The following is a 25,484-nucleotide window of genomic DNA, read 5'->3' as shown; positions in this document are numbered from 1 at the left end:
GCCGTATAGGACATCGTTTCGCGGCCCGAAAGGCTAGCGAAGGCGGGTTGCGGCCACCCACCAGCCCGGATTCGCGCTCGAAATCGCTTCGGCACCGGCTTCGGCCGCCGAATCCGAGGCCACAAGCGCAAAACAGGTCGCGCCTGACCCCGACATGCGCACCAGCTGCGCGCCCTTCACGCCCGACAGCGCATCGAGCACCTTGCCGATCACCGGCGCGAGGGTCAGCGCCGGCGGTTCGAGGTCGTTGCGCCCGGCGGCGGCGGTAGCGATCGGATCGCCCTCGGCGAGCGGCCCACGATCCTCGCCGTCCCAGCGCGCGAACACCGCCGGTGTCGGCACCGCGACGCGCGGATTGACGAGGATGACCGCGGTGCCCGCCAGACCGGCATCGTCGAGGCCGGCGAGCGCCTCGCCCCTCCCCTCCCCGCGCAAGGTGCGGCTGTGGACGCAGGCGGCGACATCGGCGCCAAGCGTCGCGCCGATCTCGGCGAGACGGCCGAGCGGCAGATCGAGATTCCACAGCCGGTTGAGCAACCGCAGGGTCGCCGCCGCGTCGGCCGAACCACCGCCCAGCCCCGCCGCGATCGGCAGGCGCTTCTCCAGCGTGATCGCCGCCCCCCGTCCCTGCCCGTCGTCGAGCGCCTGAGCGGCGCGCAGCACCAGATTGTCCGGCCCCGGCGGCACCGCGCCGGCAAAGTCACCGGCAAGCGTCAGGCTCAGCGTCTCGGCCGGCGCGACGCTCAGCGCATCGCCCAGCTCGGTGAAGGCGAAAATGGTTTCGAGGTCATGATAGCCGTCCGCGCGCCGCCGCCGGACGTGCAGCGCGAGGTTGAGCTTGGCGAACCCGATATCGTCCAGCCTCACGGCTGGCGGGCGGCCAGCGCGGCGCGGTCGAGGCCATAGTCGAGCTTCGCCAGCACCCGCTTGCGCGCGTCGTCGGCCGGCTCGCCTTCGAGCGACGCCTTCCAGCGGAAGCGTGCCTCGACATGGCGGCCGACCTTCCAATAGGCGTCGCCGAGATGCTCGTTGATCGTGGCGTCGTCGGGCACGTCGGCGACCGCGCGCTCGAGCAGCTCGACCGCCTTGTCATAGCGGCCGGCGACGAAATGCGCCCAGCCGAGCGAGTCGACGATATGCCCGTCGTCGGGCCGCAGTTCGACCGCCTGCTCGATCAGCGTCGTCGCCTCGGGCAGCCGCTCGCCGCGATCGAGCAGCGCATAGCCGAGATAGTTGAGGACGGCGGCTTCCTTCGGCGCCAGCTTCAGCGCCTGACGAAGATCGCCCTCCGCCTGCGGCCAGTTGCCGGCGCGCTCATGCGCCGCGCCACGCGAGAAATAGAGCGTCCACAGGTCGGGCGTGTCGGTCTTCGCCATCGCCAGCGCCTTGTCATAGGCCTTGGCGGAATCGGCGAAGCGCTCGGTGCGCTGATAGGCCTCGCCGAGGCGCGACCAATCCTCCAGCGACGCCTCGGGCACCTTCGCCGCGGCTTCGAGCAGCGCCACCGACTGCGGCGCGCGGTCGGTTTCGAGCAGGATGCCGGCGCGGCGGGCGCGGGCGAGCGAGCCGATGGTATCGGTCGGCTTGATATGGTCGAGCGCGGTCAGCGCGGCGTCATATTGGCCGCTGCGCGCCAGCACATCGCCAGTGACCAGCCAGGATTCGCCGTTCTCGGGCGTCAGGAAGGTCGACAGCCGCGCCAGCACCAGCGCGATCGGGATCGGCCGCTCGCGCGACAGGTCGGCGGCCATGCGCGCGAACAGCTCCGAAATGCCGTCGCGCGGCGCGGTGACGCCGCCCTTCAACGGCTCGCCGGCGTTGAAGCGCGCCAGTGCCGCGGCGATCACCGGATCGCGGGCGCCGGCTTCCAGCACCTTGCGTGCGTCGTCCCCGCGCTTCGCCTTCTGCAGCGCGGTGGCGGCGGCGAGGCGGATGCGCGTCACCGAGGCGCCCTCGCCCGCCAGCAAGGTCTCGTAGAGCGCCGCGGCCCCGTCCCACTGCTTGTCGGCGCTGAGCAGATGCGCGCGATGCTCGGTGAGGTAGGCTTTGGCAAAGCCCTCCTGCGAGGCCGGATCGAGCTTGGCGAGCGCCGCCTTGGTCTTGCCGCGCGCTTCCAGGGTCCACGCCTCGATCACCGGCGCGGCGAAGCCGGCGAAGCCGGCGTCGGACAGCTGCTGACGCGCCGCGTCGAGGCCCTTCCAATTCTTCTTCTGCAGGGCGTCGGCAACCTGGAGCAGCGCGATGGTCGTGTCGTAGCGCTCGTTCTTGGCGATGCGCGGCGCCAGCTTCATTGCCATCGCCTGATCGCCGGCGGCGAGCGCGAGATCGAAGGTGCGGCGCAGCAGCACGGGATCGTCGGGGGCATGCGACAGCGCGCCGGCGAAATAGCCCGAGGCGCGGCCCAGTTCGTCGTCGGACCAGGCGTGGCGGCCCTGCACATAGTCGTGCAGGCCCGACCGATAGCTGTCGAGGATCGTCGCCTGCGCGGCGGTGCCGCCCAGCAACAGGGCGACGACGGCGAAACGCTTCAACTGGCGCATGCTTGCTCCTCTGGACGCTTACATATTCGGGTAGTTGGGGCCGCCTCCGCCCTCGGGAACCACCCAGTTGATGTTCTGCGTCGGGTCCTTGATGTCGCAGGTCTTGCAGTGGACGCAGTTCTGCGCGTTGATCTGTAGACGGGGATTGCCCTCGTCGCGTCCCACGATCTCATAGACGCCCGCCGGGCAGTAGCGCTGCTCCGGCGCGTCGTAGAGCGCGAGATTCACGGCGATCGGAATGTCGGCGTCCTTCAGGGTGAGGTGGATCGGCTGATCCTCCTCGTGATTGGTGTTCGACAGGAACACCGAGGACAGCTTGTCGAAGGTGATGACGCCATCGGGCTTCGGATAGGCGATCGGGTGGCAATGTTCCTTGCGCCACAGCTGCTCATTGTCGGCGTGATGCTTGAACGTCCACGGCAGCTTGATGCCGAGGTGATGCGCCCAGAGGTCGATGCCCGAATAGAGCGTGCCGAAGAAGCCGCCGAACTTCGCCACCGACGGCTCGGCGTTGCGGACCTTCTCCAGCTCCTTCCTCACCCACGAGTCCTGATAGGCGGCCTCATAGGCGCCCAGCTCGTCGCGGCCTTCCGACCCGCCCTTCACCGCCGCGAAGGCGGCCTCGGCCGCCATCATGCCGGTCTTCATCGCGGTGTGGCTGCCCTTGATGCGCGGCACGTTGACGAAGCCCGCCGAGCAGCCGATCAGCGCGCCGCCCGGGAAGGTCAGCTTCGGCACCGATTGCAAGCCGCCCTCGTTGATCGCGCGCGCGCCGTAGGACACGCGACGGCCGCCCTCGAGAATCTCGCGGATTGCCGGGTGCAGCTTCCAGCGCTGCATCTCCTGGAACGGCTCCAGATAGGGGTTCTTGTAGGAAAGCGCGGTGACGAAGCCGAGCGCCACCTGGCCGTTCGCCTGATGATAGAGGAAGCCGCCGCCCCACGCGTCGGTCAGCGGCCAGCCCTGCGTGTGGATGACGCGGCCTGGCACATGCTTCGCCGGGTCGATGTCCCACAGCTCCTTGATGCCGATGCCGTAGACCTGCGGGTCCGAATCCTTGGCGAGGTCGAAATGGCGGATCAGCTGCTTCGACAGATGGCCGCGCACGCCCTCGGCAAAGAAGGTGTATTTCGCGTGCAGCTCCATGCCCGGCTGATAGGCATGGCCATGGGTGCCGTCGCGCAGCACGCCCATGTCGCCGGTCGCGACGCCCTTGACCGAGCCGTCGTCGTTGAACAGCACCTCGGCGGCAGCAAAGCCGGGGAATATCTCGACGCCGAGCATCTCGGCCTGCCCCGCGAGCCAGCGGCAGAAGCTGCCGAGGCTGCCGGTGTAGCAGCCCTCATTGTGCATGAACGGCGGCAGCAGGAAGTGCGGGAACTCGATCTTGTTGCCCTCGGTCAGCACCCAGTGATGGTTTTCCGTCACCGGCGTCTGCGCCATCGGGCAGTCGCGGTCGCGCCAGTCGGGGATCAGCTCGTCGAGCGCCTTGGGGTCGACGACCGCGCCCGACAGGATGTGCGCGCCGATCTCCGAGCCCTTTTCGAGGACGCACACCGCGATCTCATGGCCTTGCTCGGTGCCGAGCTGCTTCAGGCGAATGGCGGCGGCCAGACCGGCGGGGCCTCCGCCGACTATCACCACGTCATAGGCCATCGATTCACGTTCAGTCATTCGCCGCGCCCTCTCCCTTCCGGACCCCTCACAACGGCCCGTCGCGTCTATGCCATCACTCGACACATACGAACCGCCTCTACAGTTGACCAGTGCCAACGGCCCGGAGAGGTTGGCCGGATGGGGCTTGGGGGTCTTGCCGCGTCGCGCGCCGACGCCTTGTCAGCACTGTCGTGGCTGGTCGAAGCGGGCGTCGATACGCTCGTCGGTGACGCCCCGTACCCGTGGCTGGCCGCTCCCGCACCGCCGGTTATCGATGCGCCCGCCGAAAAGCGCGCCGAGCGCCCTGCTTCTCGCACCGAACGCCCGGCACCTCCCTCGGCCGACAGCGCCGAGGTCGAGCGCCGCGTCCTCGCCGCCGACAGCCTCGACGCGCTGAAACAAGCCGCCGCCACTCTCCGCGCCAAGCCGATCTTCGCCGACGGCGACCCCGCCTCGGGCGTGATGATCATCGGCCAGGACGCCGCGCCCGACGACGACCGCACCGGCCGGCCCTTCTCCGGCCCCTCGGGCGCACTCCTCGACCGCATGCTTGCGGCGATCGGCCGCGACCGTTCGTCGGTCTATCTGACCAATCTTTATCTGTGGCGCTCGGTCGGCGGCAGCCTGTCGCCCGAGGAGACGCGGCTCTGCACGCTGATCCTGCGCCGCCATATCGAAATGGCGCGCCCGCGCGCGCTGCTGCTGATGGGTGAGAAGCCGACCAAGGCGCTCGTCGAAACCGATGTCGCGATCACCAAGCTGCGCGGCACCTGGACAGACCTGACCATCGCCGGCAAAGCCCTGCCCACCCTCATCACCGTCAATCCCGCCTATCTGCTCCGCCAGCCTGCCGCCAAGGCGCTGGCCTGGGCCGACCTGCGGGCCTTCAAGTCGAGGATCGATGCGTAAGCTCGTCACCGCCCTGCTGCTCGCCGCCGCCCCCGTCGCCGCGCAGGCGGAGGCGATCTCGGCGCGCTTCACCGCCGCCCAGCAGGCGGTGCCGGCGCAGCTCGATGCCGCATCGCGCGCCGCCTATACGCAGGCGTTCCGCGATCTCGACGCCGGCCGCACCGCCGCCGCCGAAGCCGCCATCGCCGCGCATCCGACCGGCGTGCTGACCCCGTTGCTGCAGGCGGGCCTGCTGCTCAAGCGCAAGAACAGCGCCGCCACGCTCGGCGACTTTGCCCGCGCCCACACCGATCTGCCGCAGTCGCAGCGCGTCGCCGACGCCGCGCGCGCCGCGGGGGCGACCGATCTCCCGATGATCCCCGCTTCGCGCTCGATGCGCGTCGTCTCCTACACCGCGCCGATGTCGCCCCGCTCGGCCCGCGCCGATGCCGCCGGTCAGGCGCTGGCGCAGGTCATCAAGCCGCTGCTCGCCGCCGACCGCGTTGCCGACGCCGAAGCCGCGTGGCGCAGCCGCAGCGCCGATGTCGTCGAGCCGTCGCGCAGCGAATGGGCGCAGCGCATCGCCTGGAATTACTATACCGATGGCGACGATGCCGGCGCGCTACGCATGGGCGCCGCCGCCGGTGACGGCAGCGGCGAATGGGCGGCGATGGGCAATTGGGTGGCCGGCCTTGCGGCTTATCGCGCCGACAATTGCGTCGATGCCTCGGCGCATTTCGACAAGGTGGCGGGCCGCGGCGGCAGCGCCGACCTGCGCGCCGCCGGTGCCTTCTGGGCGAGCCGCGCCTTCATGGCCTGCGGCAAGCCGCAGGAAGTGAGCGCGCGCCTCCGCACCGCCGCCAGCTACGGCGACAGCTTCTACGGCCTGCTCGCCGCGCACACGCTCGGCCAGACGTCGACCAACGACTGGGCCGAGCCCGACTTCATCCAGGCCGACTGGAACCATCTGGCGAAGCTCGGCGGCGCCCGCCGTGCCGCGGCGCTGGTCGAGATCGGCCAGCTCGGCCTGGCCGACCGCGAGCTGAAGCACCTCGCCGCCACCGGCGATCCGGCCAATTACGAAGCGCTGCTGCGCCTGTCCGCCCGCCTCAACCTGCCGGCCACGCAATATTGGCTGGCGCACCGCCCGCCCGCCGGCGCCTCAGCGCCGATGACCGCGCGCTTCCCCGCCCCGGCGTGGACGCCCTATCGCGGCTGGCGTGTCGACCCGTCGCTGGTGTTCGCGCACGCGCTGCAGGAATCGAACTTCCAGACCGACGCCACCTCGCGCGTCGGCGCGCGCGGGCTGATGCAGCTGATGCCCGGCACCGCCAAGGATCTGTGCCGTGAGATGGGCGAAGCGCATGACCCCGCCCGCCTCGCCGACCCTTCGTTCAACATCGAGCTCGGTCAGAGCTACCTCGAAGGCCTGCGCGATTCGACGTGGACGCAGGGGCTGCTGCCCAAGGTGATCGCCGCCTACAACGCCGGGCCGGGGTCGGTGAAGAACTGGAACACGTCGTTGAACGACAAGGGTGACCCGCTGCTGTTCATCGAATCGATCCCGTTCGTCGAGACGCGCCATTACGTCGAGGTCGTGCTGCGGAACTACTGGATGTACCAGCAGCGCGCCGGCAACGGTGCGGCGCCCGAAAGCCTGAAGGCGGTGGCGCAGGGCCTGTGGCCGCGCTTCCCCGGCCTGCCCGGCGCGACGGCGGTGAAGGCGGAGCCGAACCGGGCCGTCGTCCGTGCCGATTGACGAGACGCGGACGTTCATCCCCGTCCGCATCGCCGTCCTCACCGTTTCCGACAGCCGCAGCCTCGCCGACGACCGCTCGGGCGACACGCTGGTCGAGCGGCTGACCGCTGCCGGTCACGTACTCGCCGACCGCCAGATCGTCCGCGACGACGTCGACACGCTGGTCGGCGTGCTGAGTGGCTGGATCGATGACGACAGCGTCGATTGCGTCATCACCACCGGCGGCACCGGCGTGACCGGCCGCGACGTGACGCCGGAAGCCTTTGAGGAGGTCTGCGAAAAGGAGATTCCTGGCTTCGGCGAGCTGTTCCGCTGGCTGTCCTTCCAGAGCATCGGCACCTCGACGATCCAGTCGCGCGCCACCGCGGGCGTGGCCAACGGCACCTATCTGTTCGCGCTCCCCGGCTCGACCGGCGCGGTGAAGGACGGCTGGGACGGCATTCTCGCGACGCAGCTCGACAGCCGCTTCCGCCCCTGCAACTTCGTCGAGCTCATGCCGCGCCTCCGCGAGCGCTGAGCTTGGTCTCGCTAAGCGCTTCCCACGGCCCGCCGAGGTAGCGCCACAGCAGCAGGCCATCGACGACGAACGACCAGGGCTGGAAGTCCGCCGACAGCGCGGCGAGCAGTTCCTTCGCCTCGCGCGCCTCGACCTTGTTCTGCACCGTGACATGCGGGCGGAAGCCCTGCTGGTCCTGCGCGATCAGCAAGGTCTCCCATGCGTCGGCCAGTTCGTCGCGCAGCGCCTCCAACGCGTAAGACCGCAGATCGAACGCGACCCCGCGCCCCAGCGAGCGCAGCCCCGTCACCTCGACCCGCACCGGCGGCGTTCCCCGCCCCAGCGTCTTCAGCCGCTCGATGATCGAATCCACCTCCCCACCCGGTAGATGGTGGAACAAGGTCAGGTGTGCCGGCACCACATTGCGCTCGGCGGGGAAATGCAGCTCGCGAAGCTTCTGGAAATAGGCCTGCGCCCGCGGCTCCATGCGCGCGGTGAGGATCAGCGGCCGGTAGTCGATCATGCGTCGCAATCCGCCCCGCTGCGTTGTCGTCCGATGAACGATACGCCCCGCATCGGCTATTGCTGCAAATATATCTCGCCCGACGGCGACGCCACCCGTGATCGCGCGCTCAACGTCCGCACGGTAACGATGGCCTATCTCGCGCGGCAGTCGCCGGCGGTCGCCTTCGCGAAGCTCGATGAGATCGCCCGTCATAACCTTTCGGCGGTGCGCGCGCAGATCAACGAGGTGGCGGCCCGCCCGCCGCTCGAACGCATGCTGCGCCTGTCGAGCGACCTGCTGCCGGGCTTCACGCACCCGACCGCCAAACCGCTTTATGCCGATCACGATTTGCGCGCCGCGATCGAGCGCGAGCTGGCGCTGGCCGGTGACGCGGCACGCGCCGGTGACGTTCGCCTCTCGATGCATCCGGCGCAGCACGCGATCCTCGCCACCACCGGCCGTTCGCTCGACAACGCCATCGCCGATATCGAATATCACGCCGAATTGTTCGCCCTGCTCGGCTACGGCGGCGGCTGGCATCCGCACGGCGCCAGCGTCAACGTCCATGGCGGCCAGCGCGCGCTTGGCGCCGACGGTATCCGCGCCGGGCTCGCGCTGCTGTCGGATGCGGCGCGCTATCTCGTCACCGTCGAGAATGACGAGGTCAGCTTCGGGCTCGACGATCTGCTCCCCGTCGCCGACGACGTGGCCCTTGTCGTCGACATCCACCATCACTGGATCAAGAGCGAAGGCGAGTATCTCCAGCCTGACGACCCGCGCATCGCGCAGGTGCAGGCGTCATGGCGCGGCGTGCGGCCGCTGGCGCATGTCTCGATCTCGCGCGAGCCGCTGCTCGACGGGCACGATGCCGACGCTCTGCCCGACTATGCGGCGCTGCTCGCGGCCGGGCTGAAGCCCCGTGACCTGCGCGGTCATTCGGACATGATGTGGAACCGCGCCGTCAACGATCTCGTGGCGCGGCACCTGGCGTGGGCGGACTTCGAGGTCGAGGCGAAGCACAAGAACCTCGCCAGCGAGCAGCTCGCCGATCAGGTGCGCACCAACCCTAGCTGAAGCTCGCATCGGCCGACGTCGGCCACGCGTCCTTGTCGAAGCCTTCACGTTCGGCGAGCGCCGAGGCGCTGACCTTGAGCGAAAGCTCACCCGAGGCCGGATCGGCGCTGAACGCCGCCCACGGCACCGCGAACAGCTTCTCGCCGACGCCCATCACGCCGCCGAACGCCAGCACCGCATAGGCGATGCCGCCCGACCTGCTGTCGATCATCAGCTCGCTGACCGTGCCGAGGCTCTCGCCATCGCTGCCCGTCACACTGGCGCCGCAGATCGCTGCGGCCGGCATCAGCCCACTCATGGCGCGGTATGCTCGACGGCAACCTGCGCGCCCTTCTCGTAGCGCGCGCGCAAACCGATCCAACGCCAGATACCGACGATGTTGACCAGCAGCAGCGCGGCGTTCTGCCATACGAGGTTGGGCTGATCGTTGAACCAGCCGACCGCCATCCAGGCGATCGAGCCGACCGAGAAGACGATGAAGCCGAAACCGGTGATCCGGCTGCCGAGATTGGCGGCGACCATGACGGCGGCGATGGTGGTGGCGATCGGCGCGATCCAGTTGGCGGCTTGCTCCATGCCCGTCGAACCGTGGAGCCAGGGCGAAGTTCCGGAAAGCATGATTTGTATCCTATAGTTTACATATCGTATCCTGAAGAATACATCCCTGTATTATGCCGATCGTGCATGAAACTGACGCCTTTACGGCTTGGCTGGAAAGCCTCCGCGATCAACGCGCCGTCGCCCGTATCGCATAGCGCATCCAGCGCCTCGCGATGGGCAACCCCGGCGATGTCGAACGTGTCGGCGGCGGCGTCAGTGAAATGCGCATCGACTACGGCCCGGGTTACCGGGTCAATTATGTGTCCCGTGGAACGACCGTCGTGATCCTCCTGTGCGGTGGTGATAAATCCACCCAGGCTCGCGACATTCAGGCCGCAAAGGATCTCGCAAAGAAGCTATAACTGCAGGAGCAAGTCTTATGGGTGTCCCAACGCGCCCCTTCGACGCCGCCAAGTACCTGAATGCGCCCGAAGCGGTGGCTGAATATATGACCGCCGCCTTTGAAACGGACGATCTCGCCTTCATCGCTGATGCGATCGGCGTCATCGCCCGGTCAAAGGGAATGTCCCAAGTGGCCCGCGACGCAGGCGTCGCGAGAGAGAGCCTCTACAAAGCCCTCAGCCCATCCGGAAACCCGGAGTTTGGGACAGTGCTAAGAGTGCTCCAGTCTCTAGGGCTCAGATTGACCGCCGAGGTTAGAGAAACCTCGCTGGAGCCAGCATAAGGCGTACCGCCTGCGACAATCCAAAGAACTCGAAGGTCACTTGCCGGTCGGGCGGTAGCGGCTGCGTGAAACCTGGTGAGCCCTGCTGGATTCGAACCAGCGACCTACTGATTAAAAGTCAGTTGCTCTACCGATTGAGCTAAGGGCCCCAGGTGCCGCGCCTTATGGGGGCGAGGCCGGGCAGCGTCAACGCTTCGCGCGCGCGCTTTGCGCTTCGCGCTGCCAACAGGCGTCGAGCTGGCGGGCCTTGCGCGGTGAGAGGTCGGCCCCGACCTGCGCCACCAGCGCGTCGGCCTCACGCTGCTTTCCGGGCAGCATCGCCTTCGCCGCCTCGATCCGGGCGCGTTGCGCCACGGTCAGATTGCCGTAGGCGTCGAAAAAGCTGTCCACGCGTCCGCCTTGCTCGACCCCGGTCCACGTAAAAGGCTGGTCCGGCGCCTTGGCGAGATCGCGATAGGCTTTCGCTGCGTTCGCCCCGCTCAACTTTCCGCTGAGCTGGTCATGGCGAAGACGGAAGAGCCGCGCCTCGCTGCCACCGTCACGCTCGAACGCCGCCAACACCTCGCCAAGCCAGGCGAGGTCGAGGTTGCCGCTCGCCGCCTGCCGGCCGAGCAGGTTGAACGACAGGATGGCGGCCAATTGCGCGTGCGTCGTCGACGCGGCGATCTCGGCATCGGTCGGCGCACCGAAGCTCGACGGCTGGACGAGGTCGATCGTCTTGTCGCCGGCAAGGATCGCTTCGAGGTCATGCTTGTGGAACTCGCCGACCACCACGAGCAGCGTCTTGCCGGGATGCGCCTTCGCGGCGGCGCGGATGCGCTGCGCCTGCATATAGGTGCGATAGAGATAGAGTCGCCGCGCGATGTCGCGCGACGCCTGCGGCGCGGGGATGCTCGCAAAATCGCGATAGCGCTGCAGGCTGGCCGGCGCATCGGCGGCGAACAGCGTGCGCTTCAAGGTCGCTGGCTCGGGAAAGAACAGGAAGCCCTGAAAGCCCTCCGGCTGGCGAACCTCGGGGGTCGCTTCAAGATCGAGCCCGAAGCCGAGCTTCTGGTCCTCGCCGGAAGGCATCCAGTCGAACGGGCACAGCGCGATGCGCTCAGCGGCGGCGACCGGCAGGATCACATGCTGGATTTCATAGGTGAATTCATACTGATCGCCGCGCGCAAAGGGCTCGGGCGCGCGCTCGACGCAGATCGCGTCGGGCTTCATGCGGCGGATGAAGGCGGCGAGATGCGCTGGTGAATCGCCGCGCGCCACGAGCTGCCCGGCGTGTTCGACGCCCAGAATCGCCACCCGCGTGGGCGCCGGCTGCGCTACCGCCGCGGCCGTCAGCCCGAAGCACATCAGCAAAGCCGCAAGCCACCGCATCACATCACTCTCCCCATTGATCGACGGTGCTCTTCGTGGCGCCGCTCGTTCACTACGTCGTCAGGCCCGCCAACCCCGCGCGACCAGCTGCCGAACCGTGCGATTGAACAGCGGGTGACGCCAGTCGGGCGCCACTTCCCGCATCGGTAGCAGCACGAAATCGCGCAGATGCATCGCCCGGTGCGGGATCGCCAGCCCGTGCCGGCCCGGCCACACCGCGCGCGACGGCAGGACCGTGTCCCCATAGGCGATGATGTCGAGATCGAGCACCCGCGCCCCCCAGCGCCGCCCGCGCCGCCGGCCGAAGTCGCGTTCGATCTCCTTGAGCGCGGCGAGCAGGTCATGCGGCGACAGCGAAGTCTGCGCCGCGATCACCGCATTCGCGAACGTGCGATCGCTGGGCCCGACCGGTGCGGTCGCATGGATGCGCGAGCGGCAGTCGACACGGATGCCGTGCGCGCCCAGCGCCTCGATCGCGGCGGTCACCACAAGCGCCGGTGGGCCATAACGGCCGTGGCGACGGTTCGAACCGAGCGCGATGATGACGTTAGCGTCCATGCAGCTCGCTTCGCTCGCTCCCCTCACCCAGACCCTCTCCCCGGCGGGGAGAGGGAGAATCGTCAGATGTCCTGTGCCAGCCGGCCGTAGAGGTCGGGCCGGCGGTCGCGGAAGAAGCCGAAGGCGGCGCGGTGGCGGCGGGCCTGTTCGAGGTCAAGCGTCGCGGTCAGCACGCCGGTCTCCGTCGCGCCGAATTCCGCCAGCATGTCGCCGCGCTCGTCGCAGATGAAGCTGTGCCCGTAGAAGCGCTGGCCATGCTCGGTGCCGATGCGGTTCGACGCCACCACCGGCACGACGTTCGACACGGCATGGCCGATCATCGCGCGGCGCCACAGCCGGCTGGTGTCGAGGTCGGGGTCATGCGGCTCGGTGCCGATCGCGGTCGGGAACAGCAGGATCTGCGCACCCATCAGCATCAGCGTCCGGGCGGTCTCCGGATACCATTGGTCCCAGCAGATCCCGGCGCCGATCACCCCATAGGGCGACTTCCACGTCTTGAAGCCGGTGTTGCCGGGCCGGAAGTAGAATTTCTCCGAATAGCCGGGGCCGTCCGGGATATGGCTTTTTCTGTAGACGCCCATCACCGCGCCCTTGTCGTCGATCATCGCGAGGCTGTTGTAGTGATGATGGCCGTCTGCCTCGAAGAAGCTGGTCGGGATATAGACCTGCAGCTCGGCGGCGAGCTTCTGCATCGCCAGCACCGCCTTGTGGCGGTCGACCGGCTGCGCGCTGGCGAAATGCCCCTCGTCCTGCGTGCGGCAGAAATAGGGCCCCTCGAACAGCTCGGGCGGCAGGATGAGCTTGGCGCCCTTCCCCGCCGCCTCGCGGATCAGTTCGGAAACCGCGGCGATGTTCGCGTCGATGTCGTCAGTGAAGGCGAGCTGCAGCGCGCCGACGGTGATCTGGCTCAAATCCTCGACTCCTTGCGCTTAACTCCCCTCCCCGAGGGGGAGGGGAAACTCATGCCGCCGGCTGCTGCTGCGTGATGCAGTGGAACGACCCGCCACCGGTCAGGATGGCGTTGGCCGGCAGGCCGACGGCGCGGCGGCCGGGGAATAGCTTGCCGATCGCCTCGACCGCCGAATCATCATGGCGGCTGCCGTAGGTCGGGACGACGACGGCGGTGTTCGACAAATAGAAGTTCATGTAGCTCGCCGGGACGATGTCGCCGTCCTCATTCTCGAGCCGGCCGACCGACGGCACCGTGACAACCTCCAGCCGCGCTTCGCGGGCGCGCTCCAGCGCATCGCGGAACACATCGCGGTTGGGATCGTCGGCGTCCGACGCCTCGGGCAGCACCAGCACGCCCTCGGCGATGAAGCGCGCGAGATTGTCGACATGGCCGTCGGTGTGATCGTTGGCGAGGCCGTCGCCGAGCCACAGCACGCGGTCGAGCCCGAGGTCACGGCGCAGCTTCGCCTCGGCCTCCTCGCGGGTGATGCCGCGGTTGCGGTTGGGGTTGAGCAGGCACTGCTCGGTGGTCACCACCAGCCCGGTGCCGTCGACGTCGATGGCGCCGCCCTCCAGCACCCAGTCGTGACGGGAAATCGGCACGCCGGCCCAGGCGGCGACCTGCGGCGCGACACGGTCGTCGCCTTCCAGCACATATTTGCCGCCCCAGCCGTTGAAGCGGAACCCCGCCGTCACCTGCCCCAGCTCGCTGGTCAGGAAGATCGGGCCGGTATCGCGCAGCCAGATGTCGCCGAAGCCGACGCGGTGGAAACCGACATTCTCGCCGGCGAGCATTTCGCGCGCGTTTGCCTCGGCATCCTCATTGGCGCACAGCAGCTCGACCTTCTCGCCGGCGCCGCCGTCGGTGATCGCGCGCACCAGCGCCGCCACCTGCTCGCGCGCGGGATCGAGGTCCTCTTCCCACAGCTCGGGGTGCGACGGCCACGCCGTCCAGGTCGCGGTATGCGGCAACCATTCGGCGGGCTGGCGGGCGGTCATTGCGGGTCTCCGGAATCAAGCAAGGCGGCGTATGTGGCAGGCCCCGCCCCGCGGTTCAACCGGCGGCGCCCTTGAACCCCTGCGCGATCACATACCATTCCGACGATTCCTTGCGGCTCGCCGGCGGCTTCGCGTGCTTCACGCTCTTGAAGTGGCGCTTCAACTCGGCGACCAGCGCCGGGTCGGCGCCGCCCGCGAACACCTTGGCGATGAAGGCGCCATTGGGGGCCAGCACCTGCGTCGCAAAGTGGATCGCCGTCTCGACCAGCGCCATCGTGCGGATCTGGTCGGTCTGGCGGTGGCCGACGGTGTTCGCCGCCATATCAGAGACGATGAGGTCGGGCGCGCCCTCGATCGCCGCGACGAGCATCGCCTCGGCATCATCGTCGAGGAAATCCTTCTGGAAGATGGCAACGCCCGGAATCGGGTCCATCGCCAGCAGATCGATCGCCGCGACCTTCGCCTTCGGCCGCTTCTTCAGAACCACCTGCGTCCAGCCGCCCGGTGCCGCGCCGAGATCGATGACCCGCTGGGCATGGCCAAGCAGCTTGAAGCGCTCGTCGAGCTCGAGGAGCTTGTAGGCGGCGCGCGAGCGATAGCCCTCGCTCTTCGCCGCCTTCACATAGGGGTCGTTCAACTGGCGTTCGAGCCAGCGCGTCGACGCGGCGGTGCGGCCGCGCGCGGTCTTCACCCGCGCCCTGCCCCCCTGCGAGCGTCCTGACGGTGACCCCGCCATCAGACGTGATACCCGTCGCGGCCCATCAGGGTACGCAGGATGCCCTCGCGGATGCCGCGATCCGCGACGCGCAGCTTCTCGCCCGGCCACGCGTCGAGGATGGCTTCGAGGATAGCGCAGCCCGCGACCACCAGATCGGCGCGCTCGGTGCCGATGCACGGCACCCGTGCGCGGTCGGCGGGCGACTTCGAGGCGAGCATCGAGGAGATGTCGCGCATCGAGCCGTGCGGCACCCAGCAGCCGTCGACCTGCCGCCGGTCATAGGATGGCAGGCCGAGGTGCAGGCTGGCGAGCGTGGTGATGGTGCCCGAGGTGCCGAGCATCTGCAGCCCGGGGCGAAGCTGCGAGGCGATGCTCGCCGCGAAGCCGCTCAAATGATCCATCACCCGCTGCTTCTTGCGCGCATAGGCCTCCAGCCGCGCCTCGGTGCTGTCGAAGTGCAGCGGCTCGGTCTCGGCGAGCGAGACGACGCCCCATGGCACGCTGGTCCACGCCTTGATGTCGACGAGGCCGCGCGGGCAGAGGTCGACGAGGATCAGCTCGGTGCTGCCGCCGCCGATATCGAACACCAGCGCCTGTTCGGTGCCCGGCTCGATCAGGGTCTGGCAGCCGAGCACGGCAAGCCGCGCTTCCTCCGCCGAGGTGATGACGTCGAGCGCGATGCCGGTCTCGGCATAGACGCGCTCGATGAAGGCGGCGCCGTTGGTGGCGCGCCGGCACGCCTCGGTCGCGACGTTGCGCGCGATATGCACATCGCGGCGGCGCAGCTTGTCGGCGCAGATCTTCAGCGCCTCGACGGCGCGGTCCTGCGCGGCCTCCGACAGCTTGCCCGACTGGATCAGCCCCTCGCCCAGCCGCACGATGCGCGAAAAGGCATCGACGACGTAGAAACCCTGGCGGGCCGGGCGGGCGATCAGCAAACGGCAATTATTGGTGCCGAGATCGAGCGCGGCATAGGCCCGGCGCTGGCGGCGGGCGGATTCCGCCCACGGCGGGGCGGAAGAAGAGTCGCGCCGGCCTTGGCCAGCGTCGAGCGGCATGGTGGTCGCCATTATAAACTCCAACCGATGCGGAAACCAGCATCGGCACTTGGCGACAGGCTAACCTGAACGTCACCGGATCGCAATGGAGCGGGCCGGAGGCGCTATTTTCGACGTGTTGGAGTGGAGGTCCCGCGAGGATTCAAACCTCAATTGACATAATCAATCTATAGCAACAGGTTCGCTGAAATGGCCATGCTCGTTCAAAGAAACCTTGAACCGTTTGTTACCCGGCAATCCACGTGCGTCGATGTACGAAGCTGTGAGATACTGCTCCTGCGTTGCGTCATCATGCTTGTAAACGATATCAAACGTCGGCCTGGCTCCGCTTTTAAGCGAACCGTGCCGCAGCAGGCTTGTGCCTTCTCGATTAGCGAGATCAAATTGCGTGCAGGGCGCGCCTAAATTCTCGATGTCGAAACTATAGGTGCGCCCGCGGATAGAGCTTCCCCAGCCGCCACTGTGCAGGACTAAGTGGGGCTTAGCGAGCCTGTCTGCCTCACGTTCCGCAGCTTCGCGACTTAGCCTCTCAATTTCAAGCTGCTCTCGCGTCACATCAACCAAGGCTGCTTGCTGAGTTACCGAGTTCTGTAGTTCGTCAGCTTGGAGATTTAAAGCACGCGCGCTGTTGCGCAGTTCGTGTCCCTGCTGGATGAAACCGAGCACCAGCCACAAAAACGCAAGTGGCGCAAAGGCGCCAGCCAAGAAATCGCCGAGCTCATTGTAGGGTAATTGGGCAAGCTTTGGCAGGCTGATCCAATAAACCAGCGTAGAGAGGTACGCCACGCTGACCAAGGCACCGATGGTACCAAGCCGACGACCGGACGGCCTCGCGACATCTGCGATTACCTGCTCCTTCGCCCCTCTTGCCGTAGCGTCGCCCATCGCCATCAACCTCGCAACCAAGTTAGCGGTGATCGCGTATTCTTCAAGCGAAGCGGCTTCGTGCGTGCCCCTTTTGGCGCGCGCTGGCGCCACTTATAGCAACAGTGCGCCTAAGAATTTCAAATTATGAGGAAAATGCTGGATGCCCCGCGAGGATTCGAACCTCGATTGACGGAGTCAGAGTCCGTAGTCTTACCTTTAGACGACGGGGCAACGCGGCCGGGTTGATAGGTGGAGGGAACCTGCCTGTCAACGGCGTGCGGGCCGCCAACCTCCTCTCTACCACGTCATCCCGACGAAAGTCGGGATCTCGTCCCGCATGGCTGGAGCCTGCTGGTATGCGCGCCCATCGACATCAGTTCCAGTTCTGCACGAGATCCTGACTTTCGTCAGGATGACGCCTTGGGGGAGTCGGGATCGCCCTTGCCTTTGGCGGGGCACGAAGGTCACGATATTTCGATGCAGACGCTCCCCGCTTTCCTCGCCCGCGTGACGCCGCCCCTCACCCCCGCGCTGGTGGTGCGGCGGTCGGCGCTGATGCGCAACCTCGCCGCCATGCAGGCGCGCTGCGACGCCGCCGGGGTGGCACTGCGGGCGCATGGCAAGATGCACAAATGCTCCGAGGTCGGGCGATTGCAGGTCGCGGGCGGCGCGGTCGGATTGTGCTGCCAGACGGTTGGCGAGGCCGAGGCGTTCGCGGCGGCGGGGATCGATGATCTGCTGGTGACCGCACCGATCGCGCCGTGGGGCGCGGCGCGGCTGGCGGCGCTGGTGGCGACGGGCGTGCGGATCTCGGTGGTGTCTGACGATGACGCGCAGGTCGACCGGCTCGCCGAGGCGGCTCGGGCAGCGGACGTCGTGCTGAACGTCGTCGTCGATGTCGATCTCGGGCTGCACCGCGCGGGCTGCCCGCCGACCGAGGCGGTCGCGCTCGCCCGCCGCATCGCCACCTCGAACGCGCTGCGCTTTGACGGCGTGCAGGCCTATCTCGGCCACCTTCAGCATCTCGCCGACCTCGACGCACGCCGCAGCGCGAATGAAGCGGCGACGGCGATCTTGGCGGCGCTGGTCGACTCGCTCAATGCCGAAGGGCTGTCCCCGGCCCGCGTCACCGGCGGCGGCACCGGCACGTTCGCCTATGATCTCGCCGCCGGCGTGTTCACCGAGCTTCAGGCCGGCTCCTACGCCTTCATGGATGCCGAATATGACGGCTGTGGCGCACCCGATGGCGAGCCCTGGCCGTTCGAGCCGGCGCTGTTCATCGCGGCGAGCATCGTCTCGGCGCAGCACAAGACGCATGTGACCAACGATGCCGGACTGAAGGCGGTGGCGGTCGACGGGCCACCTGCGAAGGTCGTGGCGGGCGCCCCCGAAGGCTCGCGCTGGTTCTCGATGGGCGACGAGCATGGCGGCATTGCTCACCCTGCCACCTTCCAGCAATTCGCCGCCGCGGCCCGCGACGCACTGACGCGCGACCGCACCATTACCGTCATTGATTCCGATCCCGCCGTGCCCTGGCCCGCCGATGCGCCGAAGTCAGGCGACCTCGTCTGGCTGCAACCGGGCCACTGCGACCCGACGGTCAATCTCTACGATGCGATCTTCGTCGCCGACGAGGACGGCACGCTCGAGCGCTGGCCGATCGACGCCCGGCGGGTCAGCGGCTAGCGGCGGCGGCCGGCAGGCGCAAGGTCACGCTGAGGCCGCCGAGGTCTTCCGATTCGCCCAGTTCGACGTTGCCGCCGTAGATCTCCGCCACGTCGCGCACGATGGCGAGGCCGAGGCCGGTGCCGGGCTTGCCGGTGTCGAGGCGGGCGCCGCGCTGGAACAGCTGCTCACGCGCCGCCGCCGGAATGCCGGGGCCGTCGTCCTCGACGGTCACCTCGACCATGCCGCCGACGCGCTTCACGCTGACGAACACCCGCCCGCCGCCATATTTGGCGCCGTTGTCGAGCAGGTTGCCGATCATCTCCTCAAGGTCCTGCCGCTCACCGGCGAACGCCAGTTCCTTGTCGCCGGCGATGTCGATGACGACCTCGCGCTCGCCGTGGATGCGCTCGATGGCGCGCTGCAACGCCTCCAGCGACGGCCACACTGCCGCGCGTGCCGAACTGGCGCCGCGGCGGCCGATGGCGCGGGCGCGGGCAAGATGATGGTCGACGTGCCGGCGCATCGTCGCCGTCTCGCGCAGCACCGCCTCGGGCAGGTCGGGTGTCTTCGCCGCCGCCTCGTTGGTGAGCACGCTCATCGGCGTCTTCAGCGCATGGGCAAGGTTGCCGGCATGCGTTCGCGCCTCTTCCGCCTGCCGCTCGCTATGCTCAAGCAATGCATTAATTTCGACCACCAAGGGCGCGATTTCAGGCGGAAAATCACTCGGCACGCGAGTTTCGTTCCCCGACCGGATCGCGGCGATCGCCCGGCTGACCCGGCGCAGCGGCCACAGGCCATAGGCCGCCTGCAACACCGCCAGCACGAACAGCCCGAAGCCGAGGATCGACAGCGACCAGGTGAGCGTGCGCCGCAACTCCGCGACCTGCTCCTCAAGCTCGAGCGTGCTTTCCGCCACCTGGAACCGCCAGCTTACCGGCGAGCCCGGCAGGGTCACGTCGCGCTCGACGATGCGCAACGGCTCGCTGGGGAATTCGAGGCTGGTGTAGGCGTGGATGCGGACATCGGTCTTGCCGAGGTCGGGCTTCAGCGCCCGGTCCCACAAGGACCGTGAGCGGAACGGCTCATGCGCGCCGCCGCTCACCTGATAATAGAGCCCCGAATAAGGCTGGTCGAAGCGCTGATCCACGAGCGCGCGGGTGAACAGCAGCTCGCCCTCGGGGCCGATCTCCGCCGCCGCGATCATCGCGGTCAGCGCATAATTCAGCTGCGCATCGAAGCTGCGCGCGCTGGAGCCGGTGAGAACCCTGTCGAGCGCAAAACCGCCCGACAGCAGCAGGGTGGCGATCCACAGCGCCGCCACCACGAGCATGCGCCGGGTGAGCGACCCTTCGCGCAGCAGGCGGAATCGCAGCGCCTCGACCGGCCACGCCCTCGCGGGCCGGCGGTCAGGCGCCGACGGGATCGTCGAGACTGTAGCCAAGTCCGCGGATGGTGCTGATCAGATCGGCACCGAGCTTCTTGCGGATGCGGGTGATGAACACCTCGATCGTGTTGGAATCCCGGTCGAAATCCTGATCGTAGATATGCTCGATCAGCTCGGTGCGCGACACGACCTTGCCTTTGTGGTGCATCAGATAGCTGAGCAGCTTGTACTCCTGCGCGGTCAGCCGCACCGGCTCGCCGGCGAGCGTGACGCGGCCGGTGCGCGTATCGAGCCGCACCTGCCCCGCCGTCAGTTCCGAGCTGGCGTTGCCGCTGGCGCGCCGGATCAGCGCGCGCAGCCGGGCGATCAACTCCTCGGTCTGGAAGGGCTTGGCGAGATAATCATCGGCGCCGGCGTCGAGGCCCGCGACCTTGTCCGACCAGCTGTCGCGCGCGGTCAGCACCAGCACGGGCGTGGTCTTGCCCTCCTTGCGCCAGCGGTCGAGCACGGTCAGGCCGTCGACCTCGGGAAGCCCGAGATCGAGCACCACGGCGTCATAATTCTCGGTCGAGCCCAGATAGTGGCCGTCCTCGCCGTCGCTCGCGGTGTCGACCGCATAGCCGGCGCCTTCGAGCGTGCTGCGCAACTGGCGAGCGAGGTTGGGTTCGTCTTCGACGATCAGGACGCGCATGGATGCTCCCTTACTTGCCCGACATGCCGAGAACACGGCCGGTGCTGGCGTCGACATCGACCACGACCAGCGACCCTTCCCGCATATACTTCAGGCGATAGGTGCGGGTTCCGGCGTCGAAATCCGACCCGACGAAAGAACCGCGGACTTTCGGGGTGACGCGCGCGATGATCTCGCCCAGCGGCCGGATCTCGCCGGAGCGCGCCGCCTTATAGGCTTCGTCCTGGTCGCGATACTGCGCACCCGCCGGGCCCGAGGCCAGAACGGTCGCCGTCGCGATCGCCAGAAGGAGCGGTCGGATCATCACTGCACACCACCTACGCATAACTTGGCTGTCGGCATAGAGGCTTGGCCGTGAATAGCTTCTGAACGCCGCATTTGCCGCCGGTTAACCTACCGGCTATCAGCGCCGGCCATGTCAGCGCCCGTCCTCTCCCTCGAAAACATCGGTCTGGTGCAAGGCACCGGCTGGCTGTTCCGCAACCTCGATGTGTTCGTCGGCGAACGCGACCGGCTGGCGCTGATCGGCCGCAACGGCGCCGGCAAGACCACGCTCCTGAAGCTGCTCGCCGGCAAGGTCGACTTCGACGAAGGGCGGCGCACCATCCGCCCCGGCACGCGCATCGTCATCCTTGAGCAGGAACCGGCGATGGCGGCGTTCGAGACGTTGCGCGACTTCGCGCTGAGCGAGCCCGAGGCCCCTGCCCGCCACGATGTCGACGCCATCGCCGACCAGCTGGGCGTCGATCTCGACCGCGCGGCCAGCACCGCTTCCGGCGGTGAGCGCCGCCGTGCGCAGCTCGCCCGCGCGCTGGCGCAGAACCCCGACGTGCTGCTGCTCGACGAGCCGACCAACCACCTCGATGTCGCCGCGATCGAGTGGCTGGAAAGCTGGCTGCAGCGCTTCGCCGGCGCCTTTGTCGCGATCAGCCACGACCGCACCTTCCTCACCCGCCTGACCCGCGCCTCGCTGTGGCTCGACCGCGGCGGCCTGCGCCGAGCGGAGGTCGGCTTCGGCGGCTTCGAGGCATGGACCGAACGGGTCTATGAGGAAGAGGAAGCCAACGCCGCCCGCCTCGACAACAAGCTGCGGCAGGAGCTGCACTGGCTGGCGCGCGGCGTCACCGCCCGCCGCCGCCGCAATCAGGGCCGCCTCGCCAAGCTCAATGAGATGCGCGCCACGCGCCGCGCGATGACCGGCCCGGCCGGCGCCGCCAAGCTCGCCATCGTCGCCGACGACACCAAGACCAAGGTGGTGATCGACGCCGAGCATGTGACCAAACGCTACGGCGACCGCGCGGTGATCAAGGACCTGACCCTGCGCATCCAGCGCGGCGACCGGATCGGTGTGGTCGGCCCCAACGGCGCGGGCAAGACCACCCTCCTCAAGCTGCTCACCGGCGAGATCGAGCCCGATGAGGGCAAGGTGAAGCGCGCCAAGACGCTCGACGGCGTGCTGATCGACCAGCAGCGGAAACTGCTCGAACCGGGGAAGACGGTGCGCGACATCGTCGCCGACGGCGGCGATTGGATCGACGTGCGCGGCGAGAAGAAGCATCTCGCCGGCTATCTGAAGGAATTCCTGTTCGATCCCGCCGTCGCCGAGGCGAAGGTCGACGCGCTGTCGGGCGGCGAACGCTCGCGCGTGCTCCTGATGCGCGAATTCTCGCGCACCTCGAACCTGCTCATCCTCGACGAGCCGACCAACGACCTCGACATGGAGACGCTCGACCTCCTTCAGGAGGTGATCGCCGATTATGAGGGCACCGTCCTCATTGTCAGCCACGACCGCGACTTCCTCGACCGCACCGTCAACATGGTCGTTGGTCTCGACGGCTCGGGCCGCGCCGACATCGTCGCCGGCGGCTATGCCGACTGGGAAGTGAAGCGCAACGCGCCGCGCGCGGCGTCAGCGCCGAAAGCCGCCCCTGCCCCCGCCGCCGCGACCAAGGCCGCCGCGACCAAGCTTACCTACAAGGAGCAGCGCGAACTCGACCTGCTGCCCGGCGAGATCGAGGCGCTGCAGCGCGAGATCGAGAACCACGAAGCGGCGATGGCCGATCCCGCGCTCTACAGCCGCGATCCGACGGGCTTCTCGAAGACCAACGACGCCCTCGAATCGGCCCGCACCCGCCTCGGCAAGGCTGAGGAGCGGTGGCTGGAATTGGCAGAGAAAGCGGAGACGCTGGCGGGGTAGCGGCCTTGCCCTCACTTTCCGTCATTCCCGCGAAGGCGGGAACCCAGTCCTCAACCAACTTGCCCGCAAGGCGGGCGCCTTTTCCTGTGCTGGGTCCCCGCCTTCGCGGGGATGACGAACGGAGCGCTCCCTACCCCTTGCAGGGCTGGACCGCCTTCGGGCTCGGCCGCGGCTCCGCCGTCTCGAACACCGCCAGATAGCCGCTGCCCGCCGCCAGCTGGTGGAAGCCGATCTGCCGATACCCCAGCGCCGCCAGCTCGCAGCGCAGCAGCGCCGGCGGGGTGCCGTGGCGGTTGGTCGGGCGGTCCATATCGGCGACCGCGACCCTTCCGCCGGGCTTCAGTGCGGCGTGGAGGTGCCAGAGCAAGCCGAACGGCTGCTCGACCTCATGATACATGTGCATGAGCAGCGCGAGATCGGCCTCGCCGGTCGGCAGCTTGGGGTCGTGCGGCTCGCCGAGCGTCACGGTGACGTTGGGCAGCCCCTCCGCCTCGACGCGACCGCGCAGCCGGTCGACATAGGCGGGCATGATGTCCTCGGCGAACACCCGCCCATTCTCGCCGACCTGCTTCGACAGGCGGACGGTGTAATAGCCGTTGCCCGCGCCAATGTCGGCGACGGTCATGCCGGGCTTCACCCCGAGCAACGCCATCACTTTCTCCGCCTCGCCGGCGCTGTCGCGGTCGTCCTCGTTGGAGAATTGGTCGCTGACGATGTCGGCGACGGCGCGGTGCGGCTTCGGGAAGGCCGACGCCGGCGCGCTTTCGTGCATGACATGGCCGGCCTCTTCGCCGGCCGAGCGCGCGTCGCAGCTCGCCAGCAACAGCGCGATCGTCACCAAGGCGCCCAGCCTAGTCACGGATGCGGATCAGCCCTTCCTGCGCGACGCTCGCCACCAGCCGGCCGTCGCGCGTGTAGATCGAGCCGCGGTTGAAGCCGCGCGCGCCGGCTGCCTTCGGGCTGTCCTGCACATAGAGCAGCCATTCGTCGGCGCGGAACGGCTCGTGAAACCAGATCGCATGGTCAAGGCTGGCGCTCTGCAGCTTGGGATTGAGCCAGGAAATGTCATGCGGCAGCAAGCAGGTGTCGAGCAGGGTCATGTCCGACGCATAGGCGAGCATGCACTGGTGCAGCGCGCGGTCGTCGCCGATTGGCCCGGCGACACGGAACCACGCATCGTGCGCCGGCGGCCCTTTCCCCGGATTGAACATGTCGCGCGGCGCGATCGGCCGAATCTCGATCGGCCGCTCGCGCAGCCAGTGCGAACGGAATTTCTCGGGAATCTTGTGCCCGTCGCGCTGCCGCAGCTCGAGCTCGCTCATCAGCCCTTCGGGGCCCGGCACGTCGGGCATGTCGAACTGGTGGCTGACGCCGCCCTCGTCGACCTGGAAGGACGCCGCCATGTTGAAGATCGGCCGGCCATGCTGGATGGCGACGACGCGCCGCGTGGTGAAGCTCTGGCCGTCGCGGTCGCGCGACACCTCATAGACGATCGGGATCGCCGGATCGCCGGGGCGGATGAAATAGGCGTGCAGCGAGTGCGCCGGCCGCTCGCCCTCGACGGTGCGCGCGGCGGCGACCAGCGCCTGCCCGATCACCTGCCCGCCATAGACGCGCCGCCACGGCTCGTCGGTCTTGGGCCCGCGAAACAGGTTCACCTCGAGTTGTTCGAGGTCGAGAAGGTCGACCAGCTTGTCGACGACGGTGGGGGTGGCAGGATCGGTCACGCACCGATCCTTGCCAAGCCGTTGCGGGGATCGCAACCCGCCGCGCGTATAGAGGGTCTGAACTCAATAGGAATGGCATTCGGGATGGCAGTGAGAAGCCCAAGGGCGAGGAGAGGTCGCGCAGGCGGGCCTGAAGGCCCCCGGCAAGCGGCGTCGACGACGCCCTTGGGCTTCTCACTGCCACGCTTCGCGCGGCGTCAGGAAGGCCATGGCCACGCTCCGGCCGCTTGCCAGCTAGCATCTGCTAGCTGGTCTGCGCGACCTTACTTGCCATGGCCTTCCTGACGCCGTCCCGAACGCCATTCCTATTGAGTTCAGACCCTAGGCGAAGCGGCTGAAGTCGGGCGCCCGCTTTTCCATGAACGCGGTCATTGCCTCGCGCGTCTCCTCGGACTTGAGGCCGGCGGCGAACAGCTCGCCCTCCTCGGCCATCCGCGCCGGGACGGTATCGGTCGTGGCGTGACGCAGCAGCTTCTTGGTGGCGCGCAGCGCACTCGCCGGCTTCGCAGCCAAGGTCGCGGCGCGGCTGGCGACAAACGCCTCCAGTTCGCCGGCCGGCACCGCCTTGTTGACGATGCCGTAGCGCTCGGCGTCCGCTCCGCTGAACACCTCGCCGAACATGAACAGCTCGGCGGCGCGGGCGTTGCCGACGACGCGCGGCAGCAGAAGGCTCGACGCCGCCTCGGGCACCAGCGCGAGATTGACGAAGGCAAGCTGCAGCTTGGCGTCCTCGGCGGCATAGACGAGGTCGCAGTGCAGCAGCATCGTGGTGCCGACGCCGACCGCGACGCCTTCGACCGCCGCAACAAGCGGCTTGGGGAAGTGGCTGATCGTGCGCAGAAAACGCGCCACCGGCCGCTCGCCCTCGCCGCTGTGCCCGGCAAGGAAATCGCCGAGGTCGTTACCGGCCGTGAAATGCCCGCCGGCACCCGCAATCACCACCACGCGCACGGTGGGATCGGCCGCCGCCGCGTCGAGCCCGTCGGCGATCCCCGCGTACATCGCGTGGGTCAGCGCGTTGCGCTTGTCGGGGCGGTTTATCCGCAGGGTCATCACGCCGCCATCGCGCTCGACCCGCACCACATCGCTCAT

The 25,484-nt window shown here is 68.1% G+C and carries 27 protein-coding genes and 2 tRNA genes; 8 read left to right on the top strand and 21 right to left on the bottom strand.

The features are described from left to right. Positions 1–33: 33 nt before the first annotated feature. The 3 genes from ACFOMD_RS13470 to ACFOMD_RS13460 are packed head-to-tail and all read right to left on the bottom strand — an operon-like array spanning position 34 to position 4,214. Entirely contained in the window at positions 34–867 is an 834-nt protein-coding gene (locus ACFOMD_RS13470) for a 4-(cytidine 5'-diphospho)-2-C-methyl-D-erythritol kinase (protein ID WP_380862215.1), read from the bottom strand. Beyond that, positions 864–2,540, bottom strand: coding sequence for a tetratricopeptide repeat protein (locus tag ACFOMD_RS13465; RefSeq protein WP_380862213.1), 1,677 nt, complete (start codon positions 2,538–2,540; stop codon positions 864–866). The genes ACFOMD_RS13470 and ACFOMD_RS13465 overlap by 4 nt, the downstream gene beginning before the upstream one ends. An 18-nt stretch (positions 2,541–2,558) precedes the next feature. Then, complete coding sequence (locus tag ACFOMD_RS13460) at positions 2,559–4,214, bottom strand: electron transfer flavoprotein-ubiquinone oxidoreductase (RefSeq protein ID WP_380862211.1); 1,656 nt, start codon at positions 4,212–4,214, stop codon at positions 2,559–2,561. 120 nt (positions 4,215–4,334) lie between these two features. Here ACFOMD_RS13460 and ACFOMD_RS13455 point away from each other — a divergent pair, with 120 nt between their 5' ends. From ACFOMD_RS13455 to moaB, 3 genes are read left to right on the top strand one after another with little or no spacing between them, the layout of a single operon-like run. Beyond that, positions 4,335–5,105, top strand: a complete 771-nt coding sequence (locus tag ACFOMD_RS13455) for a uracil-DNA glycosylase (RefSeq protein ID WP_380862209.1) — start codon at positions 4,335–4,337, stop codon at positions 5,103–5,105. Beyond that, on the top strand, positions 5,098–6,843 hold the full coding sequence (locus tag ACFOMD_RS13450; protein WP_380862207.1) for a lytic transglycosylase domain-containing protein: 1,746 nt from the start codon (positions 5,098–5,100) through the stop codon (positions 6,841–6,843). The genes ACFOMD_RS13455 and ACFOMD_RS13450 overlap by 8 nt, the downstream gene beginning before the upstream one ends. Continuing rightward, positions 6,833–7,360, top strand: coding sequence for a molybdenum cofactor biosynthesis protein B (gene moaB / locus ACFOMD_RS13445; protein ID WP_380862205.1), 528 nt, complete (start codon positions 6,833–6,835; stop codon positions 7,358–7,360). The genes ACFOMD_RS13450 and moaB overlap by 11 nt, the downstream gene beginning before the upstream one ends. On the opposite strand, the gene ACFOMD_RS13440 is transcribed toward moaB, so the two are convergent. After that, a complete protein-coding gene (locus tag ACFOMD_RS13440) occupies positions 7,335–7,862 on the bottom strand; it encodes a 2'-5' RNA ligase family protein (RefSeq protein ID WP_380862203.1) in 528 nt (175 codons plus the stop codon). The genes moaB and ACFOMD_RS13440 overlap by 26 nt on opposite strands. A 33-nt stretch (positions 7,863–7,895) precedes the next feature. Here ACFOMD_RS13440 and ACFOMD_RS13435 point away from each other — a divergent pair, with 33 nt between their 5' ends. Continuing rightward, positions 7,896–8,918 (top strand): hypothetical protein, encoded by a 1,023-nt coding sequence (locus tag ACFOMD_RS13435; RefSeq protein WP_380862201.1) that lies wholly within the window; start codon positions 7,896–7,898, stop codon positions 8,916–8,918. On the opposite strand, the gene ACFOMD_RS13430 is transcribed toward ACFOMD_RS13435, so the two are convergent. Together ACFOMD_RS13430 and ACFOMD_RS13425 are read right to left on the bottom strand one after the other, a co-directional pair. Then, positions 8,911–9,204, bottom strand: coding sequence for a PRC-barrel domain-containing protein (locus ACFOMD_RS13430; protein WP_380862199.1), 294 nt, complete (start codon positions 9,202–9,204; stop codon positions 8,911–8,913). The two genes, ACFOMD_RS13435 and ACFOMD_RS13430, sit on opposite strands and share 8 nt — an antisense overlap. A gap of 8 nt (positions 9,205–9,212) precedes the next feature. After that, positions 9,213–9,536: a hypothetical protein gene (locus tag ACFOMD_RS13425; RefSeq protein ID WP_380862197.1), complete on the bottom strand. Its 324-nt coding sequence runs from the start codon at positions 9,534–9,536 to the stop codon at positions 9,213–9,215. Positions 9,537–9,676: 140 nt separating this feature from the next. On the opposite strand from ACFOMD_RS13425, the gene ACFOMD_RS13420 reads away from it, so the two are divergent. Together ACFOMD_RS13420 and ACFOMD_RS13415 are read left to right on the top strand one after the other, a co-directional pair. Continuing rightward, positions 9,677–9,880 (top strand): type II toxin-antitoxin system RelE/ParE family toxin, encoded by a 204-nt coding sequence (locus tag ACFOMD_RS13420; protein WP_449329080.1) that lies wholly within the window; start codon positions 9,677–9,679, stop codon positions 9,878–9,880. 17 nt (positions 9,881–9,897) lie between these two features. Then, positions 9,898–10,203 carry an addiction module antidote protein gene (locus ACFOMD_RS13415; RefSeq protein WP_380862195.1) on the top strand — a complete coding sequence of 102 codons (306 nt, stop codon included), beginning with the start codon at positions 9,898–9,900 and terminating at the stop codon, positions 10,201–10,203. Positions 10,204–10,276: 73 nt separating this feature from the next. Here ACFOMD_RS13415 and ACFOMD_RS13410 read toward each other — a convergent pair. From ACFOMD_RS13410 to ACFOMD_RS13370, 9 genes are all read right to left on the bottom strand, one after another. Continuing rightward, positions 10,277–10,352 (bottom strand) — tRNA-Lys (locus tag ACFOMD_RS13410). Positions 10,353–10,389: 37 nt separating this feature from the next. Next, positions 10,390–11,577: a hypothetical protein gene (locus ACFOMD_RS13405; protein ID WP_380862193.1), complete on the bottom strand. Its 1,188-nt coding sequence runs from the start codon at positions 11,575–11,577 to the stop codon at positions 10,390–10,392. 57 nt (positions 11,578–11,634) lie between these two features. Next, positions 11,635–12,132, bottom strand: coding sequence for a 2-amino-4-hydroxy-6-hydroxymethyldihydropteridine diphosphokinase (gene folK, locus ACFOMD_RS13400; RefSeq protein WP_380862191.1), 498 nt, complete (start codon positions 12,130–12,132; stop codon positions 11,635–11,637). 62 nt (positions 12,133–12,194) lie between these two features. After that, positions 12,195–13,043 carry an N-carbamoylputrescine amidase gene (gene aguB, locus ACFOMD_RS13395; RefSeq protein WP_380862189.1) on the bottom strand — a complete coding sequence of 283 codons (849 nt, stop codon included), beginning with the start codon at positions 13,041–13,043 and terminating at the stop codon, positions 12,195–12,197. 49 nt (positions 13,044–13,092) lie between these two features. Then, positions 13,093–14,082, bottom strand: coding sequence for an agmatine deiminase family protein (locus ACFOMD_RS13390; RefSeq protein ID WP_380862187.1), 990 nt, complete (start codon positions 14,080–14,082; stop codon positions 13,093–13,095). A 55-nt stretch (positions 14,083–14,137) separates the two neighbouring features. Beyond that, entirely contained in the window at positions 14,138–14,818 is a 681-nt protein-coding gene (locus ACFOMD_RS13385) for an RlmE family RNA methyltransferase (protein ID WP_380862185.1), read from the bottom strand. Next, a complete protein-coding gene (locus tag ACFOMD_RS13380; protein ID WP_380862183.1) occupies positions 14,818–15,870 on the bottom strand; it encodes a Ppx/GppA phosphatase family protein in 1,053 nt (350 codons plus the stop codon). Before ACFOMD_RS13380 ends, ACFOMD_RS13385 begins: the two co-directional genes overlap by 1 nt. Before the next feature lie 150 nt (positions 15,871–16,020). Further along, positions 16,021–16,836, bottom strand: a complete 816-nt coding sequence (locus tag ACFOMD_RS13375; RefSeq protein ID WP_380862181.1) for a hypothetical protein — start codon at positions 16,834–16,836, stop codon at positions 16,021–16,023. Between the two features lie 46 nt (positions 16,837–16,882). Beyond that, positions 16,883–16,956 (bottom strand) — tRNA-Gln (locus tag ACFOMD_RS13370). A 276-nt stretch (positions 16,957–17,232) separates the two neighbouring features. Between ACFOMD_RS13370 and ACFOMD_RS13365 the strand changes: the two genes are divergently transcribed. Beyond that, entirely contained in the window at positions 17,233–18,411 is a 1,179-nt protein-coding gene (locus ACFOMD_RS13365; RefSeq protein ID WP_380862179.1) for an alanine racemase, read from the top strand. On the opposite strand, the gene ACFOMD_RS13360 is transcribed toward ACFOMD_RS13365, so the two are convergent. The 3 genes from ACFOMD_RS13360 to ACFOMD_RS13350 all read right to left on the bottom strand — a co-directional run bounded on the left by ACFOMD_RS13360 (position 18,401) and on the right by ACFOMD_RS13350 (position 20,772). Further along, positions 18,401–19,723 (bottom strand): sensor histidine kinase, encoded by a 1,323-nt coding sequence (locus ACFOMD_RS13360; RefSeq protein WP_380863447.1) that lies wholly within the window; start codon positions 19,721–19,723, stop codon positions 18,401–18,403. The genes ACFOMD_RS13365 and ACFOMD_RS13360 overlap by 11 nt on opposite strands. Before the next feature lie 76 nt (positions 19,724–19,799). Further along, complete coding sequence (locus ACFOMD_RS13355; RefSeq protein ID WP_380862177.1) at positions 19,800–20,468, bottom strand: response regulator transcription factor; 669 nt, start codon at positions 20,466–20,468, stop codon at positions 19,800–19,802. A gap of 10 nt (positions 20,469–20,478) precedes the next feature. Continuing rightward, complete coding sequence (locus ACFOMD_RS13350; protein WP_380862175.1) at positions 20,479–20,772, bottom strand: PepSY domain-containing protein; 294 nt, start codon at positions 20,770–20,772, stop codon at positions 20,479–20,481. A gap of 111 nt (positions 20,773–20,883) precedes the next feature. Between ACFOMD_RS13350 and ACFOMD_RS13345 the strand changes: the two genes are divergently transcribed. Further along, positions 20,884–22,665, top strand: coding sequence for an ABC-F family ATP-binding cassette domain-containing protein (locus tag ACFOMD_RS13345; protein ID WP_380862173.1), 1,782 nt, complete (start codon positions 20,884–20,886; stop codon positions 22,663–22,665). A 130-nt stretch (positions 22,666–22,795) separates the two neighbouring features. On the opposite strand, the gene ACFOMD_RS13340 is transcribed toward ACFOMD_RS13345, so the two are convergent. The 3 genes from ACFOMD_RS13340 to ACFOMD_RS13330 all read right to left on the bottom strand — a co-directional run bounded on the left by ACFOMD_RS13340 (position 22,796) and on the right by ACFOMD_RS13330 (position 25,484). Beyond that, positions 22,796–23,503: a class I SAM-dependent methyltransferase gene (locus tag ACFOMD_RS13340; RefSeq protein ID WP_380862171.1), complete on the bottom strand. Its 708-nt coding sequence runs from the start codon at positions 23,501–23,503 to the stop codon at positions 22,796–22,798. A 13-nt stretch (positions 23,504–23,516) separates the two neighbouring features. Continuing rightward, positions 23,517–24,392: an acyl-CoA thioesterase II gene (gene tesB / locus ACFOMD_RS13335; RefSeq protein ID WP_380862169.1), complete on the bottom strand. Its 876-nt coding sequence runs from the start codon at positions 24,390–24,392 to the stop codon at positions 23,517–23,519. Positions 24,393–24,713: 321 nt separating this feature from the next. Continuing rightward, positions 24,714–25,484, bottom strand: a complete 771-nt coding sequence (locus ACFOMD_RS13330; RefSeq protein WP_380862167.1) for an enoyl-CoA hydratase — start codon at positions 25,482–25,484, stop codon at positions 24,714–24,716.

The organism is Sphingoaurantiacus capsulatus (assembly GCF_042648405.1).
In the GTDB taxonomy this organism is placed as follows: Bacteria; Pseudomonadota; Alphaproteobacteria; order Sphingomonadales; family Sphingomonadaceae; genus Sphingoaurantiacus; species Sphingoaurantiacus capsulatus.
The sequence above is the reverse complement of the archived record's forward strand: the minus strand, read 5'-3'. Positions and strand labels throughout refer to the sequence as shown.

Coding starts and splice junctions, on each gene's coding strand:
- ACFOMD_RS13465 (WP_380862213.1), bottom strand. CDS start 2,540: ATGCGCCAGTTGAAGCGTTTCGCCGTCGTCGCCCTGTTGCTGGGCGGC.
- ACFOMD_RS13460 (WP_380862211.1), bottom strand. CDS start 4,214: ATGACTGAACGTGAATCGATGGCCTATGACGTGGTGATAGTCGGCGGA.
- ACFOMD_RS13455 (WP_380862209.1), top strand. CDS start 4,335: ATGGGGCTTGGGGGTCTTGCCGCGTCGCGCGCCGACGCCTTGTCAGCA.
- ACFOMD_RS13450 (WP_380862207.1), top strand. CDS start 5,098: ATGCGTAAGCTCGTCACCGCCCTGCTGCTCGCCGCCGCCCCCGTCGCC.
- ACFOMD_RS13440 (WP_380862203.1), bottom strand. CDS start 7,862: ATGATCGACTACCGGCCGCTGATCCTCACCGCGCGCATGGAGCCGCGG.
- ACFOMD_RS13435 (WP_380862201.1), top strand. CDS start 7,896: ATGAACGATACGCCCCGCATCGGCTATTGCTGCAAATATATCTCGCCC.
- ACFOMD_RS13430 (WP_380862199.1), bottom strand. CDS start 9,204: ATGCCGGCCGCAGCGATCTGCGGCGCCAGTGTGACGGGCAGCGATGGC.
- ACFOMD_RS13425 (WP_380862197.1), bottom strand. CDS start 9,536: ATGCTTTCCGGAACTTCGCCCTGGCTCCACGGTTCGACGGGCATGGAG.
- ACFOMD_RS13415 (WP_380862195.1), top strand. CDS start 9,898: ATGGGTGTCCCAACGCGCCCCTTCGACGCCGCCAAGTACCTGAATGCG.
- folK (WP_380862191.1), bottom strand. CDS start 12,132: ATGGACGCTAACGTCATCATCGCGCTCGGTTCGAACCGTCGCCACGGC.
- ACFOMD_RS13390 (WP_380862187.1), bottom strand. CDS start 14,082: ATGACCGCCCGCCAGCCCGCCGAATGGTTGCCGCATACCGCGACCTGG.
- ACFOMD_RS13385 (WP_380862185.1), bottom strand. CDS start 14,818: ATGGCGGGGTCACCGTCAGGACGCTCGCAGGGGGGCAGGGCGCGGGTG.
- ACFOMD_RS13380 (WP_380862183.1), bottom strand. CDS start 15,870: ATGGCGACCACCATGCCGCTCGACGCTGGCCAAGGCCGGCGCGACTCT.
- ACFOMD_RS13360 (WP_380863447.1), bottom strand. CDS start 19,723: ATGCTCGTGGTGGCGGCGCTGTGGATCGCCACCCTGCTGCTGTCGGGC.
- ACFOMD_RS13355 (WP_380862177.1), bottom strand. CDS start 20,468: ATGCGCGTCCTGATCGTCGAAGACGAACCCAACCTCGCTCGCCAGTTG.
- ACFOMD_RS13350 (WP_380862175.1), bottom strand. CDS start 20,772: ATGATCCGACCGCTCCTTCTGGCGATCGCGACGGCGACCGTTCTGGCC.
- ACFOMD_RS13345 (WP_380862173.1), top strand. CDS start 20,884: ATGTCAGCGCCCGTCCTCTCCCTCGAAAACATCGGTCTGGTGCAAGGC.
- ACFOMD_RS13330 (WP_380862167.1), bottom strand. CDS start 25,484: ATGAGCGATGTGGTGCGGGTCGAGCGCGATGGCGGCGTGATGACCCTG.